General features: G+C 67.8%; 15 protein-coding genes and 2 pseudogenes. 8 read left to right on the plus strand and 9 right to left on the minus strand.

Annotated features, from left to right (window positions below; genetic code table 11):
• Positions 1–144: 144 nt before the first annotated feature.
• The 6 genes from ccsB to O9K63_RS02560 all read right to left on the minus strand — a co-directional run bounded on the left by ccsB (position 145) and on the right by O9K63_RS02560 (position 6,126).
• Positions 145–1,110, minus strand: a complete 966-nt coding sequence (ccsB, locus tag O9K63_RS02535; RefSeq protein WP_277240252.1) for a c-type cytochrome biogenesis protein CcsB — start codon at positions 1,108–1,110, stop codon at positions 145–147.
• Positions 1,107–2,684, minus strand: coding sequence for a cytochrome c biogenesis protein ResB (gene resB / locus O9K63_RS02540; RefSeq protein WP_277240253.1), 1,578 nt, complete (start codon positions 2,682–2,684; stop codon positions 1,107–1,109). Before resB ends, ccsB begins: the two co-directional genes overlap by 4 nt.
• Positions 2,684–3,463, minus strand: a complete 780-nt coding sequence (locus tag O9K63_RS02545) for a cytochrome c biogenesis CcdA family protein (RefSeq protein WP_277240255.1) — start codon at positions 3,461–3,463, stop codon at positions 2,684–2,686. The genes resB and O9K63_RS02545 overlap by 1 nt, the downstream gene beginning before the upstream one ends.
• The gene (locus O9K63_RS02550; RefSeq protein ID WP_277240257.1) at positions 3,460–4,053 is read right to left on the minus strand and encodes a TlpA family protein disulfide reductase; all 594 of its coding nucleotides are present in this window, start codon (positions 4,051–4,053) and stop codon (positions 3,460–3,462) included. The genes O9K63_RS02545 and O9K63_RS02550 overlap by 4 nt, the downstream gene beginning before the upstream one ends.
• A gap of 235 nt (positions 4,054–4,288) precedes the next feature.
• Positions 4,289–5,407: a sensor histidine kinase gene (locus O9K63_RS02555; RefSeq protein ID WP_277240259.1), complete on the minus strand. Its 1,119-nt coding sequence runs from the start codon at positions 5,405–5,407 to the stop codon at positions 4,289–4,291.
• A complete protein-coding gene (locus tag O9K63_RS02560; protein WP_431190347.1) occupies positions 5,404–6,126 on the minus strand; it encodes a response regulator in 723 nt (240 codons plus the stop codon). The genes O9K63_RS02555 and O9K63_RS02560 overlap by 4 nt, the downstream gene beginning before the upstream one ends.
• A gap of 163 nt (positions 6,127–6,289) precedes the next feature.
• Between O9K63_RS02560 and O9K63_RS02565 the strand changes: the two genes are divergently transcribed.
• From O9K63_RS02565 to O9K63_RS02580, 4 genes are all read left to right on the plus strand, one after another.
• Positions 6,290–6,520, plus strand: coding sequence for an SHOCT domain-containing protein (locus tag O9K63_RS02565; RefSeq protein ID WP_277240261.1), 231 nt, complete (start codon positions 6,290–6,292; stop codon positions 6,518–6,520).
• Positions 6,521–6,553: 33 nt separating this feature from the next.
• Positions 6,554–8,050: a multicopper oxidase family protein gene (locus O9K63_RS02570; protein ID WP_277240263.1), complete on the plus strand. Its 1,497-nt coding sequence runs from the start codon at positions 6,554–6,556 to the stop codon at positions 8,048–8,050.
• Between the two features lie 47 nt (positions 8,051–8,097).
• Entirely contained in the window at positions 8,098–8,940 is an 843-nt protein-coding gene (locus O9K63_RS02575) for a F510_1955 family glycosylhydrolase (RefSeq protein ID WP_277240265.1), read from the plus strand.
• A 163-nt stretch (positions 8,941–9,103) separates the two neighbouring features.
• Complete coding sequence (locus tag O9K63_RS02580) at positions 9,104–9,715, plus strand: DUF305 domain-containing protein (protein ID WP_277240266.1); 612 nt, start codon at positions 9,104–9,106, stop codon at positions 9,713–9,715.
• A 59-nt stretch (positions 9,716–9,774) separates the two neighbouring features.
• Here O9K63_RS02580 and O9K63_RS02585 read toward each other — a convergent pair.
• Positions 9,775–10,181, minus strand: a pseudogene (locus tag O9K63_RS02585) (four-helix bundle copper-binding protein).
• Between the two features lie 175 nt (positions 10,182–10,356).
• On the opposite strand from O9K63_RS02585, the pseudogene O9K63_RS02590 reads away from it, so the two are divergent.
• Positions 10,357–10,973, plus strand: a pseudogene (locus O9K63_RS02590) (recombinase family protein).
• 208 nt (positions 10,974–11,181) lie between these two features.
• On the plus strand, positions 11,182–11,619 hold the full coding sequence (locus O9K63_RS02595; protein WP_277240268.1) for a heavy metal-responsive transcriptional regulator: 438 nt from the start codon (positions 11,182–11,184) through the stop codon (positions 11,617–11,619).
• A gap of 28 nt (positions 11,620–11,647) precedes the next feature.
• Here the strand turns inward: O9K63_RS02595 and O9K63_RS02600 are convergent, their stop codons facing one another.
• On the minus strand, positions 11,648–11,977 hold the full coding sequence (locus tag O9K63_RS02600; protein WP_277240270.1) for a four-helix bundle copper-binding protein: 330 nt from the start codon (positions 11,975–11,977) through the stop codon (positions 11,648–11,650).
• A 260-nt stretch (positions 11,978–12,237) separates the two neighbouring features.
• Between O9K63_RS02600 and O9K63_RS02605 the strand changes: the two genes are divergently transcribed.
• Both O9K63_RS02605 and O9K63_RS02610 read left to right on the plus strand, forming a co-directional pair.
• Positions 12,238–12,459: a heavy-metal-associated domain-containing protein gene (locus O9K63_RS02605; protein WP_277240272.1), complete on the plus strand. Its 222-nt coding sequence runs from the start codon at positions 12,238–12,240 to the stop codon at positions 12,457–12,459.
• Positions 12,456–14,891, plus strand: coding sequence for a heavy metal translocating P-type ATPase (locus O9K63_RS02610; protein WP_277240274.1), 2,436 nt, complete (start codon positions 12,456–12,458; stop codon positions 14,889–14,891). Before O9K63_RS02605 ends, O9K63_RS02610 begins: the two co-directional genes overlap by 4 nt.
• Before the next feature lie 150 nt (positions 14,892–15,041).
• On the opposite strand, the gene O9K63_RS02615 is transcribed toward O9K63_RS02610, so the two are convergent.
• Positions 15,042–15,338 carry a DF family (seleno)protein gene (locus tag O9K63_RS02615; protein WP_277240276.1) on the minus strand — a complete coding sequence of 99 codons (297 nt, stop codon included), beginning with the start codon at positions 15,336–15,338 and terminating at the stop codon, positions 15,042–15,044.
• Positions 15,339–15,410 lie beyond the last annotated feature (72 nt).

A 15,410-nucleotide genomic window follows, 5' to 3' on the forward strand; every position in this document is an offset into this window, starting at 1 on the left:
CCCACGGAATGTCGACGGACGGGGCGTCCGCCCCACCGCAGCCCAGGACCGCGGAGGCGTCACCGAAACATGCGTCAGGGTGACGCGCTCCTGAGGCCTGCCAAACCGTAGAGGCGAAGGAGGGTGTAGCGGATCATGGTGGCCTTACTGGGCGTAGCTGTGCATGCCGATGAAGTAGAAGTTGACGACGGTGTAGTTGATGATGATGCACGCGAACCCCGCGACGGCGATCCAGTTCGCGGTCCGGCGCGGGGTGGTCTTCGTCGCGCGCGCGTGCAGGTAGGCGGCGTAGACCGTCCAGATGACGAAGGTCCACACCTCCTTGGGGTCCCACGTCCAGTACGCACCCCAGGCCTCGCGCGCCCAGATGGCGCCGGCGATGAGGGTGAAGGACCACAGCGGGAAACCGATGATGTGCAGGGAGTACGAGAACTTCTCCAGCCACTGCGCCGGGGGCAGCTTGCGCCAGAACCGCTCGCCGCCCACCTCGCGATCGCTGAGCAGGTAGAGCCCACTGACGATCGCGCCCACAGTCAAGACACCGACCGCCAGGGTAGCCACGGTCACGTGGATCGGCAGCCAGTAGGACTGCAGCGAGGGCACGACCTCGTCGGCCTCGACGTACCAGGAGGTCGAGGCGACCATGAGCAGCAACGTGACGAAGGCGGTGACGAACACCCCGAGCCAGCGCAGGTCGCGGCGCGTCGAGGCCACGCTGAACGTCGCCAGGGCGAAGAAGGCCCCGCCGATGCTGAACTCGAAGAGGTTGCCCAGCGGGAATCGGTCCACCGCGAACCCGCGCAGCGCGAACGACAGCAGCAGGAACCCGGCGCCGAGCCACGAGAGGGAGCCGGCGACACCGGCGGCCTTGCGTGCCCGCACCGCGGTCTCACCAGCGGTCGCGGAGCCGGTCTCGGCTGGGGCAGACCCCCCTTCGCCATCGGCCGGACCGCCCACGATCGCCGGGACCTTGGACCCGACCTCGGCGCGCTCACGCATCGGCACGGCCTGCGCGAGGTAGAGGGCGTAGCAGAGCATCGCCACGGTGATGACCAGCGCGGCCGAGGCCAGCGCGTAGTTGGCGTACTGGGCCAGCATCTCGTTGTTCATGATGTCCTCGATTCTCCCACGAGCCGGTCTCGCACCTGCTTGACCACCTCGGTCAGTCCCTCGTCGTCGTCACGGCTCATGCCGCCCACCTCGACCCGCACCCGGCCCTCCTCCTCGTGCAGCCGCACGAAGACCCGCCGCCGCTTGACCAGCAGCGTGGTGATGAGGCCACCGAGCGCCAGCAGCGCGGAGACCAGCATCAGTTCTTCGCCCGGGTCATGGCGCACGGAGAAACCGGCGTACCGCTCGATGCCGTCGAAGGTGATCGTGCCCCGGTCACCGGGCAGCGTCTTGGTGTCGCCGGGGGTCAGCCACAGCCGCGTCTGGTCGGTGCCGTCGGCCGTCTCGACCTTGTCCATCGACTTCGTGTCGAGGGTGAAGACGGACTGCGGTTGGCCCCCGGGGTACAGCTCACCGGTGTAGAGGCTCAGCGCGAGGGCCGGCGCGCGGGTGTCCGGGAAGACCGAGACCGGGCCCTGCTGGTCGTCGATCATCGCCGTGGGCAGGAAGAGCCCGACGAAGCCGAACTGCTCGGGCTGCGTGGCCGCCCCGACCTTGATCGCACCCGTGGAGCGGTAGTTGCCGTCCTGCGCGAGGAAGGGGGTCGCCCCCTTGTAGAGGACCTCCCCCTGCGCGTCCTTGACCGTGACGACGGGGGCGTAGCCGTTGCCGAGCAGGAAGACGGTCGCGTCCGTCATCTCCAACGGTGCGTTGACCTTGATCTCGTCGGTGAAGGACTCACCCTCGACCGGGTCGACACGCACCTGTGCCTCGAAGTCGCGCGGCTGGCCGAAGCTGCGGGCGTTGGGATCGACGTCGTTGAAGTCCGCCGTCATCTCGTCGACCGCGACGACGAAGGGAGCCAGCGATGACTCGTCGACCAAGGGCCCCGGCGCCCAGGTGTCGAAGCGGGTGACGGTGCTGACGAAGGACTCGCCCGAGGGGACGATGATGTCGGCCTTCCACCCCCACAGGTAGCCGATCGCGACGCCGATGATCAGCGCGACCAGGCTCGTGTGGAAGATCAGGTTGCCGGTCTCCTTGAGGTAGCCGGTCTCGGCTGAGACGCTGACGTCGTCGTGGCTCGCGACGCGGTAGCGGCGCCCCCGCAGCACCGTGGTCGCGGCCTCGCGGACCTCCTCGAGACTGCCCTCGACCTCGCCCTCGGCGTGGGCCTCGAGGCGGGCCAGGCGTCCCGGGGCGCGCGGGGGCCTGCCGCGCAGGGCGCGCAGGTGGACCCCGGTCCGGGGGATGATGCAGCCGATGAGCGAGATGAACAGCAGCAGGTAGATCGCCGAGAACCAGGGCGAGGAGTAGACCTCGAAGGCTCCGAGCTTGTCGAGGATCGGGCCGGTCGTCTCGTGCCGGTCGATCCAGTCCGCGACTCGGCCCGGATCGAAGCTGCGCTGGGGGAAGACCGAGCCGGGCACCGCGCCGATCGCCAGGAGGAGCAGCAGGAAGAGCGCGGTGCGCATGCTCGTCAGCTGTCGCCAGCCCCACCGCGCCCAACCGACGACACCGAGCCTGGGTTGGGTGATGTCCTGCTTCGGGTCGGGCTTCGTGCCGATCGCCATCAGATGAGGACCTCCACGTCGCTGATCAGCTGGGTCTGCAACCACCGGGTCAGGTAGTCCCAGCCGCCGGTGAGCAGGAGCAGACCCACGATGATCAGCAGGATCGCGCCAGCGACCTGGATCCTGCGCTGGTAACGCAACAACCATGCGGACACCGGGGCCCAGCGCTCGTAGGCGGCCGCGATGAGCACGAAGGGCAGACCCAGCCCCAGGCAGTAGGCGACAGCGAGGATCACCGCACGGGTGGTCGACGCATCACCGGCGAGGTTGAGGGCGAGGACCGCCGCCAGGGTCGGACCCATGCACGGCGCCCACCCGAGGCCGAACACGGCGCCGAGGAGCGGCGCCCCGGCCAGCCCGGTCGCGGGTTTGACCGGTAGGCGGAAGGTCCGCTGCGTGCCTGCCCCCAGGAAGACCAGGGCCATCAGGATCACCACGACGCCGCCGACGCGCATCAGCAGCACCCGGTGCTCCACCAGCGCGCGGCCGGCGGTGGCCACGAACAGCGACGCGAGGACGAAGACGAACGTGAAGCCGAGGATGAACAACAGCGCACCCGCGATCATCCGGCCGCGGCTGCGCTCCTCAAGAGCGACGTCGGACAGCCCGGTGACGTACCCGAGGTAACCCGGCACGAGCGGAATCACGCACGGGGTGGCGAAGGAGACCAGGCCGGCGAGGGCGGCCACGAGCACTGCGAGCGGCAGGGCCCCGCCGGCGACCTGGTCACTCAGCTCAGCAGGCACGGAGATGAGCGCCGGGAGCCCGGAAGTACTCATCCCTCCTCCGACAGGGTGTCCTCGATGATGCCGACGAGGGTGCTCTCGGTCACCGGGCCGAGGACGACGGCGGCGATGCGCCCCTCACGATCCAGGACCGCGGTCGAGGGCTGGGTGGTCATCTTGCCCTGCATGTCGATCGCGGTCGAGCCGCTCTCGTCGTAGATCGAGGGCCAAACGAAGCCCCACGTCTCCGCCTGCGCCAGCCCGGTCGCCACCGAGGACTCGCGGTAATCGATGCCGACAAAGGCGACGTCCTGCCCCTTTGTCGCCTCATAGGTGTCCACCAGGTGCGGCGCCTCCTTGGCGCACGGACCGCACCAGCTGGCCCAGAGGTTGACCACGACCACCTCGCCGCGGTGCTCGGCCGAGTCCCACGTCGTGTCGCGGATGGTCTCCCCTGCGAGCTCGACCGGCTCGTCGCGCTCGTCCGCGGGGATGAGGTGCAGGGTGCCGTCACCGGAGCGGTACCCGGCGTCCTGGGCCGCATCCGCGGTGTCGGAGGAGGACGAGCAGCCGGAAACCGCCATCACTGCGAGGGTGCTCGCGGCGGCGACGACGGTACGGCGGGTGGGACGGTGGGCAGTCATCGAGGGGCAGGCTCCAAGGTCATCGAACTGCGCGCGTACAGGCGTGCAGCCGAAGGTGCGGTCGGGCGAAGGGCGGTCGACCAAGAATCGGGTTGCCAACCAGAGAGGAATCGATCAGGCTCACCTTCTGCTGACTCATGGCACCGATCCTCTCAGGCTAGACCCGGAGCCCAAGGTCAGGGGTGTCAGTACTTGGGTCCTAGCATTGCATCAGGCTTTCGGCGAAATCGTTCTATCAGCGCACGAGCGGCAGGGAGATGGTGAAGCACGAGCCCCTTCGGGGCCCGGGGCTGGACGCGGTGAGGTCCCCATGGTGCGCGTCGATGATGGCCTTGCTGATGGTCAGGCCGATGCCGGAGCCTCGTCGGTCGTTGGTGCGGGCCGAGTCCCCGCGATAGAAGCGTTCGAAGGCGTGCTGCACCTGGTCGGGTGTCATACCTTCACCGGTGTCGGTGACGGTGATGATGGCCTCACCGCCCTCGCGGCCCGCCGCGAGGGTGATCGTTCCGCCTGCAGGTGTGTGCCTGAGGGCGTTGCTGAGGAGGTTGGTCATGACTTGGGCGAATCGGACGGGATCGACCAGGGTCTCGAGTCCTGTCGCCTCGTCAACCTCCAGGACCAGGTTGAGGCCCTTCTCCGAGTAGCTGTCCCGCATGCCCCCGTAGGCTGCCCACAACAGGTCAGCGACCTTGTGGCGCTGGATGTCGAGGGCGAGGTGTCCTTCTTCGGCCGTGGAGACCTCGTTGATGTCCTCGGCCAGTCGCGCGAGTCGTTTCGTCTGGGCGGTCAACGCCATACGAGAGTCATCACCGAGGGTGACGACACCGTCGTGCAGTCCCTCGTGGTAGGCGCTCAGGGTCGCGATCGGCGTGCGTAGTTCGTGGGCGAGGTCGGACAGCATCCGCCGTCGGGTGTCCTCGACCCCCTGCATGCGGGCCGCCATCACGTTGAAGGCGCCGGTGAGGGTCTCGAGCTCAGTCCCCGCACCAACATGTGGCACCCGGGTGGAGTAGTGGCCACGGCTCAGTTCGCGCGCGGCATCGGTCATCTGCGCCAACGGTTGGCGCAACCGTCGGGCGAGGAACCAGGCCACCGCGGTCGCCCCAATCAGAGAGATGAGCAGGCCTACACCCAAGGCGATGAGCGAGGCGTCCCGGTAGGCCATCTCGATGTGGACCAACTCGGCCGCGTTCTCCCGGTGCCCGGCTTGGAGGAGATGGTCGTGGAAGATCGAGGGACCGATGACGGCGGCGACGAGCCCGGTGGTCAGTGCTCCCGCAAGCAGCACCAGGATCTGTCCCGCCAGCAACCGGGGGGCCAGCCCTCGGGAGAGCATGTCGGTGCGGTTGTTCATCCCGGCCCCATCCGGTAGCCGATGCCGCGCACCGTGGTGATGTAGCGAGCCAGATCGGGATTGTCTCCGAGCTTGCGCCGAAGGTGAGCGATGTGGACGTCGACCAGGTGCTCGTCACCGACCCAGCCGCCACCCCAGACCTCTTCGATCAGCTGGGTGCGGGAGAGGGCCATCGAGGGTCTGTGGGCGAGGGTCATCAGCAGATCCCGTTCGGTAGGGGTCAGCGAAACTGGTTCCCCCTTCAGGTGAACCTGCTGCCCGAGAGGGTCGACCTGAAGGTCGCCGAATACCCACGGAACTGCCGCAGCGGTGGGGTTGCCGGGGGTCCCGCCCCGTGGGCGACGCAGGACCGTCTGGACACGTGCCACTACCTCTCGCACGCTGAAGGGTTTGGTGACGTAGTCATCGGCGCCCACGGACAGCCCGATCAGGGTGTCCACCTCGTCCGTCCGGGCGGTCACGACGATGACGTAGCAGTCGCTGAAGGTGCGGATCTGGCGGCAGACCTCGATGCCGTCCAGTCCGGGCAGCCCCAGATCCAGGATCACCACGTCGGGGGACTGCGCTCGTGCTGCGTTGACTCCGGCGACGCCGTCGTGCTCGATTGCGGTCTGGTACCCGTTGCGAGTGAGATAGGCGGCGATCATCTCTGCCAGTGTCTTCTCGTCCTCGATGACGAGCACCTTCGCCAACGGCTCGACAGGAGTTGGTGTGCTCACGACAGACAGTCTCTCCCGAGGAGGTCGTGACAGCGCTCGTCGGTGGTGAAGCGAGGAGGATCTTCGTCAAACCTCAACGCGGAAACCATCAGTCCATGACATTTCCGCCAGATCATGGACATATGACGGTGCGTGACGAGAAGAGCCCACGAAGGAGCATCCGATGATGAACTCCGGCTGCGACATGATGTGGCTGGGCATGCTTGCGGGGGTCCTCGCCTTCTGGGTCATCGTCGTGCTGGCCGTGCGCGCGCTCTTTCCCGGGCAGAAGAGCGCCGGTGCGGACCGTCCCCGACCTGACGCGTTGGTGCTTCTCGACGAAGCATTGGCTCGCGGCGATGTGAGCATCGACGAGTACGAGAAGCGTCGGCACCTGCTCATCAACGGCCGCTGACGTACGTCGGTGCGGCGACGCGTGGAGGGAAACATGAAGACCATCACACGCCGTGGACTGCTGATCGGCGGTCTCGGTGCTGCTGGCGCAGCGGGCGTGGGAGCCTATGCCGCCACCCGAGGACCGGGTGCACGCGCGCCGAGGGGCCCCTTTGGTGCTCCGACGCCTGTCTCACCTGAGTCTGGTCAGACGGTGGTGACCAAGTCGTTGACGGCCAAGCCGGTCACCCTCGATCTGGCGGGCCACACCGTCTCGACCTGGGGATACGGCGACTCCGTGCCTGGTCCGCTTCTGCGAGCCACCGCCGGCGACTTCCTGCGCGTCACCCTCGACAACCAGCTTCCGGACGAGACCACCATCCACTGGCACGGGATTCGTCTGCGCAACGCCGCCGACGGCGTCCCCGGCATGACCCAGGACCCGGTGAAGCCAGACACCTCCTACGTCTACGAGTTCACTGCGCCCGACCCGGGCACGTACTTCTTCCACCCCCACGTCGGCGTCCAGCTCGACCGTGGGCTGTACGCCCCGATGATCATCGACGACCCGAACGAGCCAGGCGGCTACGACACCGAGTGGATCCTTCTCCTCGATGACTGGATCGACGGAACGGGCACCACGCCGAAGCAGGTCCTGGAGAAGCTCCTTGCCAATGACTCCGGGTCCGGGGGCATGGGCGGCATGGACCACGGCGAGATGGATGGCATGAACCATGGCGCCATGGGCGAGGCCGGGCCCTGGGGCGACGCCGGAGACGTCGCCTACCCCTATTTCCTCATCAACGGACGGCCGCCAGCAGACCCCGAGACGCTCACGGCCAAGCCGGGGCAGAGGGTCCGTCTGCGCATCATCAACGCCGCCTCCGACACCATCTTCACCGTCGCTCTCGGGGGGCATCGGATGACGATCACGCACAGCGATGGATTCCCGGTCGAGCCGACCGAGACGGGCGCCATCTACATCGGGATGGGCGAACGTTACGACGCGATCGTCACCCTCGACGACGGGGCCTTCCCCTTGGTGGCCAAGCCGGTCGCCAAGACCAGCGGCGGCCAGGCCATGGCCCTGGTCCGCACCGGAAACGGGGCCGCACCCGGTGAGGACGCCAACCCACGAGAATTGACTGGACGGGTCCTCGTCGGCTCCGACCTGAGACCCGCGCAGGCAGCCAAGCTGCCCAGCAGGAGACCCGATGCGATCACGCGGCTCGCTCTGACTGGGTCGATGCAGCACTACGAATGGGGGATGAACGGAGCTCCATTCGGCAAGAACGAACCCCTGACCGTCCAGGCCGGGCAACGACTGCGGATCAACGCCACCAACATGACGATGATGACCCACCCGCTGCACGTGCACGGCCACACCTTCGCCCTGCCCTCCGGGCTCAGGAAGGACACCGTCCTCATGGCCCCCATGCAGTCATTCGCCATCGACCTCGACGCCGACAACGAAGGCGACTGGATGATCCACTGCCACAACATCTACCACGCAGAGGCCGGCATGATGATCGCCCTGGAGTACACCGCATGAAACCCCGTCGACGACGTGCCGCCCGAGGTATCGCTGCCGTCGCTGTCGTGGCGCTGCTGGCCGGGTGCTCTTCGACATCCGATAACGGGACACCCCAGTCCACCGGCGGCGAATCGTCCAGCCCAGCAGCGGGCGAGGCGGCCGAGCAACCCGCACCCTTGATCCACGTTCATGGCATCGCTCGTCACCCACGCACCGACGACCTGCTGGTGGCGACCCACCAAGGCTTGTTCCATCAGGTCGACGGTGAGTTCGTCCGCAAGGGTCCTGCCATCGACCTGATGGGCTTCACCATCGGCGATGACGGCACTCTCTATGCCTCCGGCCACCCAGCGCCGGGCACCGACCTTCCTCAGCCAGTAGGTCTCATCACGTCGCAGGACACCGGCCGCACCTGGCAGGTCGCTTCCCTCGGTGGACAATCGGACTTTCACGCGCTGACCGCCGGCCCGAACGGTGCCATCGGGTTCGACGGAACGCTTCGACACACCGAGGACACCAAGACCTGGGACACGCGGGACATCCCTTCGCCGCCCCGGGTACTGGCCGCCTCCCCCACGTCCGGGAAAATACTGGCCACCACAAGCGCCGGCCTGCTCATGAGCCACGACGAGGGCACCACCTGGACCTCCCTGGCCCCGCCGCAGACCGCCGTCCTCGCCGCCTGGGCCGACGAGGAGACCATCGTGGTCTCGTCCGCCGAAGGAAGACTCGCAACCAGCAGCGACGCCGGCCAGACCTGGACCCTTCACCCCACAAGCATCGGGCCGGCCGAAGCGCTGTGGGCGGGCCGCACCACCGACGGGCAGCTGGAGATCATTGCGTCCGTCGACGGGCGCGTGATCAGCACCACGGATGCAGGAAGGACCACCCAGACATTGGTCCAGTGAGTCGTCGCCGTCATCCCTGCGACCAGGTCCCGGACTCCGCATCGCCGACCCTCCACCGGCAGCGCGGTGGCCTTCATCCAACCTCCACACGATCGGGATCGAATCATCATCCCGCGACGTGAAGGTTGGTCCAGTCCTCGAACATTCTGCGAAGGAGTCCCCGATGACCCGCCCTGGACGGCGCGCTGCCCGCGTGGTCGCGACAACCCTCACCGTAGGCGCCCTGGCTGCCTGCTCCAGCGGCTCGGACGGATCCATGTCCGGGATGGACCACGACAAGACACCGATGAGCACCAGCGAGACCTCGGCGACGGCGGACGGGCGGCAAGGCGACATCATGTTCGCCCAGATGATGATCCCCCACCACGAGCAGGCGATCGCGATGGCCGACCTCGCTCTCGATCCTTCCGCCAAGGCGTCGGAGCAGGTCCGCGACTTCGCGAAGGACATCAAGGACGCCCAAGGCCCCGAGATTCAGACGATGGCAGGGTGGCTCGAGGACTGGGACGCTCCCACCACGAGCTCCACCGGCATGGACCACGGGTCCGGGATGATGACGCAGGAGGAGATGGCCATCCTTGAGACGGCCACTGGCGCCGAATTCGACCGGCAGTGGCTCACCCTCATGATCCAGCACCACCAGGGCGCTGTGACCATGGCGGATCAAGTTCTCGCCACGACCGAGGACGACGCAGTCCAACGGATGGCCAAGGCCATCGTCAGGACGCAGGAGGACGAGATCAAGGCCATGCAGCGAGCTCTGAGCGCGGCATGACCTTGATGGGCCCGGCTGGCCGGACCCAGGGTGGCGCGCGATCCGCGCCCGGTGGACAGTCAGGTGAGCGAGTTGATCAGCGCGCGGCACGCCTGCTCGCACCGCCGGCACGCCTCGGCGCAGATGCGGCAGTGTTCATGCATCGAGGCATGTTCCTCGCAGCTGTCGCCGCACGACGTGCAGGCTGTTGCGCAGGCTTCAAGGAGGGCCCGCGTGACATTGGCTCATAACCGGTGTGGCGCGAGAGCGCCGACCCGGTCGTCGTACAGATGTCCGCGCAATCGAGGTTGGCGCGGATGCACTTGGTGAGATCAGCGACCGAGTCTTCGCTCAGACAGGCGTCAGCACAGGCAATGCAGGTCTGTGCACACTCGAAGCAGGCTTGGATACATTCGCTCAACTTGGCCCGGTCGATGTTCCCCAAGTCCTGCGGGTAGGTCTCAAGCATTTGCTCCACGGTGTGCATGCTTTCTCCTTCATCCTGTCGCGCGATGCGAAGGCTGTTCTTGCGCGGCGCATCGACGAATGTCTGGGCCCAGTACCCGGGCGAGGTATCCCGAAACAGGCGCCCGGTTGACTACCCACTCGCCAGCACGGTTCCTGATACCTAACGGGCGTATACGTGACGGAGGTCGATCGGAATGCTGGTGGGGTACGTTCGTGTGTCGAATGCCGCCGGGTCGCAGACCACGGACCTGCAACGCGACGCGATGGTCGCGGCTGGCCTGGCCCCGAGCGGGTGTATGAGGACCGCGCCTCCGGCGCCAAGGATGACCGGCCTCAGCTGTCCGCCTGCCTGAAGGGGCTGCGCGAGGGGGACACGTTGGTGGTGTGGAAGTTGGACCGCCTCGGGCGGAACCTGCGCCATCTGGTCACCATCGTCGATGACCTCACCACTCGGGGCGTCGGGTTGCAGGTCCTGACCGGGCAGGGCGCGGCTATCGATACCACCACGGCGGCGGGCAAGCTCGTGTTCGGGATCTTCGCCGCACTGTCCGAGTACGAACGGGCCCTGATCTCCGAACGCACCGTCGCCGGGTTGGCCTCCGCCCGGGCGCGGGGACGCACGGGCGGACGCCCGTTCAAGATAACGCCCGCCAAAGTCCGTCTGGCCGCAGCAGCGTCCGTGGGGCAACCCGATACCAACGTCGGTGACCTCCGCAAGGAACTCGGCGTCACTCGGCAGACTCTCTACCGGCATGTCTCAACCGCCGGCGAGCTTCGAGACGACGGAAAGAAGGTGCTCGGCCGACAGTAGAACGAGCCAACTGGTTGGTGCCGCATGTCGGCCCGGTCCCGGTGAACGCTCCGGACGGGTCAACCGGGACGCCGACAAGTGGCGGCCCGCGAGGCCGCCGCTGAATGTGCACCGTTACCGGTCCCCGTTCGGCTTGCGGGACGGTCGTAACCTCGCACCAACGAGGACCACCCTTCCCGCTGGCTGTAGGGTCGAGTCGGAGGTTGCGATGAGGATTGGTGAGCTGGCCGGCCGACTGGACGTGAACCCGAAGACGATCCGGTACTACGAGTCGATTGGGCTGCTGCCCGAGCCGGAACGCACGCGTTCGGGCTACCGGGACTATGACGAAGGCGCCGTCGAGCAGCTGACGTTCATCCGCACCGCGCAGCGGCTCGGGGTCACCCTCGATGAGGTGAAGGAGATCCTCGGGCTTAGGGAGCGGGGGGAAGCGCCGTGTGCGTATGTCCGAGGGGTGCTCGATGCGCAGGTGCACACCATCGACCGGCGCATCACCGAGCTACAGGAGTTGCGAGGTCAACTCGTAAACCTTGCCGCCGAAGCCGACGACCTACCGCCGGCGGACGCGGGGGTGACCTGCCAGCTCATCGAGCATGTCCGACAGAAGGGCGGCGGTGCGGGTACAGCCCCAACCGTGCGCAGTTGAGACCGCCCCGGCCGCCCGGGCGGGCGGGTCAGGCGGCGCTGGCAATCTGACGACAGGCTTCGGCGGCGTTGCGGCAGGTCTTGGCGCACTCGGTCATGCCGGTCCGCTCGCACTCCTGCGCGCACTGCTCGCAGACGTCGGCGCACAGGCGGCACAGCTCCGCGGAGAACTCGCTGCCGCGGGCAAGCAGCGAGATGCACGCCTGACACAACGTGGCGCAGTCCAGGCACAGGCTGATGCAGCCGGCCAGGTCGGCCTTGCCTTGGCTGGCGCAGTCCTTCGCGCACGCCTCGCACTTGGCGACGCAGTCTGCGAGGACATTGATCAGCTGCTGGGTGTGGTCGTCGACGAGAGACATGTCGGTTCCTTCCGGTCGGCCCTGAGGGCATGGGAGTGCGGTACATGCCCACTCTGGACCTTCCTGCGGCTGGAAGGTCAACAGTGGCTGCGCGTGGGGGCAGTGAGGCTTGACATTCCAGTCGAGTGGAAGGATTACCTTGGTGGCTACGGCTCAGCAATCTGCGCGGGAGCTCGTCCGGACTGAGTCTGCGCAGGGTGAGCACGACACGTGTGGGCCCTATGACTACTGCATATTGGAGGTACACCATGGCGGAGAACGTGACCCTGCAAGTCGAGGGCATGACCTGCACCGGCTGCGAGCAGCGCGTGAGCAAGGTGCTGCGCCGACTGGACGGGGTCCGGGAGGCGACCGCGGACCACCGCACTGGCCAGGTACGGGTGCGCTTCGACCCGATCGTGACCGACCGCGCAGTGCTGGAGACCCAGATCGAGACTGCCGGCTACCAGGTCACCGACGACCAGCAAGGTGGGTCTCGATGACCGCTCCGGCCGACACCGATAAGGAACAGCTGTGGGCGGAGGAGCCGAGCCACGTGGCAGGGCACGCCCGGATTCGGGCTCGGATCGCGGGCCTGCACTGCTCGTTGTGCACCGGCACGATCGAGAAGGCTCTGGGTCGTCAGCCGGGGGTGGACCAGGTCGCGGTCAGCCTCACCCACGAGCAGGCCCTGGTCGACTACGACCCGGCGCTGATCGGGCCGCAGGACATCCTGTCTACGCTGCGCGACCTCGGTTACGACCTGTACGACCCGCGCAAGCTGCGCCCGTTCGAGGAGGAGGAGGCCGACCTCGTCCGCGAGGGCAAGCGGCTGCTCGCCGCGGTGGCGGCGAGCATGGCCGCGATCGCGCTGATCCTCGAGGTCGATGGCGTCTGGTCGGTGCTGGTGCCGGCCTCGGTGGCAGCCCTGATGGTGCCGGTCGCCTACGCCATCCTGCGCCCCGCCGGGAAGGTCCGGGCGGCTCTCGGTGCGCTGGCGATCATCGCCCCGGCGGCGCTGGCCTACGCCGCCCGGGAGACCGGGGTGATCGGTGACACCGCAGCCGGGTGGCTCACCGGGGCGCTGGCCGTGGTTGTGGTGTTCGGGGTCGCCCCGCACATCCTGCGGATGGCCTACCAGGCCGGCCGGCGGCGCATCCTCAATCAGCACGTGCTGTTGGAGGTCGGCGCGTTCGCCGGCATCGCCGGCGGCGGCATCGGCCTGACGAGCCTGCTGCCGGACTACCCGACGGCGCCATTCTTCGCGGTGACCGTGCTGGTGACGAACTACCACATCTTCTCCGAGTGGCTTTCGCTGCTGGTCAAGACCCGCTCCAGCCAGGCGGTGAAGAAGCTGCTCGACCTGCAGCCCGACACCGCCCGGGTGGTCCGCGACGGCGTCGAGCGCGACGTCCCGATCGCCGAGGTCGCCGCCGGCGACCTGGTCCGGATACGCCCCGGGGAGCGCATCCCGGTCGACGGGCGGGTCACCGACGGGTACTCCACCGTCGACCTGTCGCTGGTCACTGGTGAGTCCGTGCCGGTCGAACGCGGCGCCGGGGATGAGGTCATCGGTGGGTCGATCAACGCCTCCGGGACCCTGCTGGTGGAGGCGACCTGGGTCGGTGCTGACAGCTTCCTGGCTCAGGTGGTGCGCCACGTCGAGGACGCCCGAGCGCTCAAGCCCGGCATCCTGCACCTGGTCGACCGGGTGCTGCGGGTCTACACCCCCACCGTGCTGATCGTGGCCGTGCTCGCGCTGCCCGGCTGGCTGGCCGGGTCGTGGCTGCTGGCCGGGGAGCCCGACGTGCGCCGCGCGGTGTTCGCCGGGCTCGGGGTACTCGTGATGGGATACCCGTGCGCGGTCGGGATCGCGGCCCCGCTGGCGATCGTGCGCGCCGCGGGGGAGGCCGCCGACCTGGGCATCATCATGCGCACCGGGGAGGCGTTCCAGACCTTCGGGCAGGTCCAGCGCATCGTGCTGGACAAGACCGGCACCCTGACCGAGGGACGGCCCGCCGTCCGGGAGATCGAGGCGCTGGTCGACGAGGACGACCTGCTGGTCACCGCGGCGGCGGCGGAGTCCTCCTCCGAGCACCCCCTGGCCCGCGCCATCGTCGATGCCGCCACCGATCGGGATCTCACCATGGCGGCCGCGGAGAACTTCGAGTCGGTCACCGGCTTCGGCGTGATCGCCCGGGTCGCCGGCCGACACGTCTTGGTGGGGCGCCCAAGGTTTCTCACCGAGCGGGGCGTGGACCTGGACCGGCTCGCCCCGGCCATCGACCGGCTGGAGGCCGCCGGGCGCACCGTGGTGGCCGTGGCCGCCGACGGCGAACTCCTCGGCGTGATCGCCCTGGGCGATGAGATCCGCGCCGACGCCATCGAGGCCCTGGCCCAAATACGGGACGCCGGTCTGTCCCCGGTGCTGGTCACCGGCGACAACGAACGCGCCGCCCGCCACGTCGCCTCCCAGCTGGGGATCACTGATGTCCGCGCCGGCGTGCTGCCCGAGGGCAAAGCCGACATCGTCCGTGACCTCCAGGCCGACGGGACCCGCGTAGTCATGGTCGGGGACGGCATCAACGATGCCCCCGCGCTCATGCAGGCCGACGTCGGCATCGCGATGGGCGGTGGCACCGATATCGCGGTCGAGTCCGCCGACGTCATCGTCGTCCGCGACGATCTGCGCTCGGTCCTCACCGCTCGGGAGATCAGCCGCTCCAGCTACCGCCGCACCCGCCAGAACGTCGCTCTGGCGTTCCTGTTCAACGGCGTCGGCATCCCGTTGGCCACCACCGGGCTGGTGTATCCGGTGTGGGCGATGGTCGCCATGGCCCTGTCCGTGACCACCATCTTCATCAACTCCATCGGCGGTCGACCCTCCCTGCTGTTCCAAGCCATCGGCAGCGTCGGGCGCACCGACACCACCTGAGACGGTGTCCATTGCACCGGCTAATCACAAAGGGGCCTGCGCCCCGGCAAACGATGGCCTACCGGGACGCCTCGTTCATCGTCCTTGGTTGAGTCTGCTCATCTGACTGGGGCTACCGGGCAAGGGGACGCGACTCGCGATGAGACTGTTCTATGACAGCACCTCCGTCAATTGGTCCACGGTCGGGGCTCCGTCGGGCCCGTTGGCTGTGAAGAACACGCGACAGGCTAGGGCCGGCTGCTCGTCACCTCGGGCAAACGGGTCGCGGCCGTCTACGAGGACCGTGGGCGAGCCGATGAAGCCCAGTCGCAGGGCATCCTCAGGTGTCTGGACCAGCACCTTGGTGATGGCCTCCTCCTGGCCAAGTCCCGTTAGAGCGGCACGGACTGGATGCTCGGCAAGCTCCCAGTGCGGGCACCCCTCGAAGTACAGCAGACGTATATCCATGCATCCATCGTGAGCGGCCATCGTTCATTTCTCTATCGCAATCTGCCCCGTCGTCGAGCCATCTCCCAACCG

Origin of the sequence: Janibacter cremeus, from assembly GCF_029395675.1 — a bacterium.
In the GTDB taxonomy this organism is placed as follows: Bacteria; Actinomycetota; Actinomycetes; order Actinomycetales; family Dermatophilaceae; genus Janibacter; species Janibacter cremeus_A.

Bases quoted from the DNA above. Each gene is read 5' to 3' on its own strand.
- ccsB (WP_277240252.1), bottom strand. From the start codon at position 1,110: ATGAACAACGAGATGCTGGCCCAGTACGCCAACTACGCGCTGGCCTCG.
- resB (WP_277240253.1), bottom strand. From the start codon at position 2,684: ATGGCGATCGGCACGAAGCCCGACCCGAAGCAGGACATCACCCAACCC.
- O9K63_RS02545 (WP_277240255.1), bottom strand. From the start codon at position 3,463: ATGAGTACTTCCGGGCTCCCGGCGCTCATCTCCGTGCCTGCTGAGCTG.
- O9K63_RS02550 (WP_277240257.1), bottom strand. From the start codon at position 4,053: ATGACTGCCCACCGTCCCACCCGCCGTACCGTCGTCGCCGCCGCGAGC.
- O9K63_RS02555 (WP_277240259.1), bottom strand. From the start codon at position 5,407: ATGAACAACCGCACCGACATGCTCTCCCGAGGGCTGGCCCCCCGGTTG.
- O9K63_RS02565 (WP_277240261.1), top strand. From the start codon at position 6,290: ATGATGAACTCCGGCTGCGACATGATGTGGCTGGGCATGCTTGCGGGG.
- O9K63_RS02570 (WP_277240263.1), top strand. From the start codon at position 6,554: ATGAAGACCATCACACGCCGTGGACTGCTGATCGGCGGTCTCGGTGCT.
- O9K63_RS02580 (WP_277240266.1), top strand. From the start codon at position 9,104: ATGACCCGCCCTGGACGGCGCGCTGCCCGCGTGGTCGCGACAACCCTC.
- O9K63_RS02595 (WP_277240268.1), top strand. From the start codon at position 11,182: ATGAGGATTGGTGAGCTGGCCGGCCGACTGGACGTGAACCCGAAGACG.
- O9K63_RS02600 (WP_277240270.1), bottom strand. From the start codon at position 11,977: ATGTCTCTCGTCGACGACCACACCCAGCAGCTGATCAATGTCCTCGCA.
- O9K63_RS02610 (WP_277240274.1), top strand. From the start codon at position 12,456: ATGACCGCTCCGGCCGACACCGATAAGGAACAGCTGTGGGCGGAGGAG.
- O9K63_RS02615 (WP_277240276.1), bottom strand. From the start codon at position 15,338: ATGGATATACGTCTGCTGTACTTCGAGGGGTGCCCGCACTGGGAGCTT.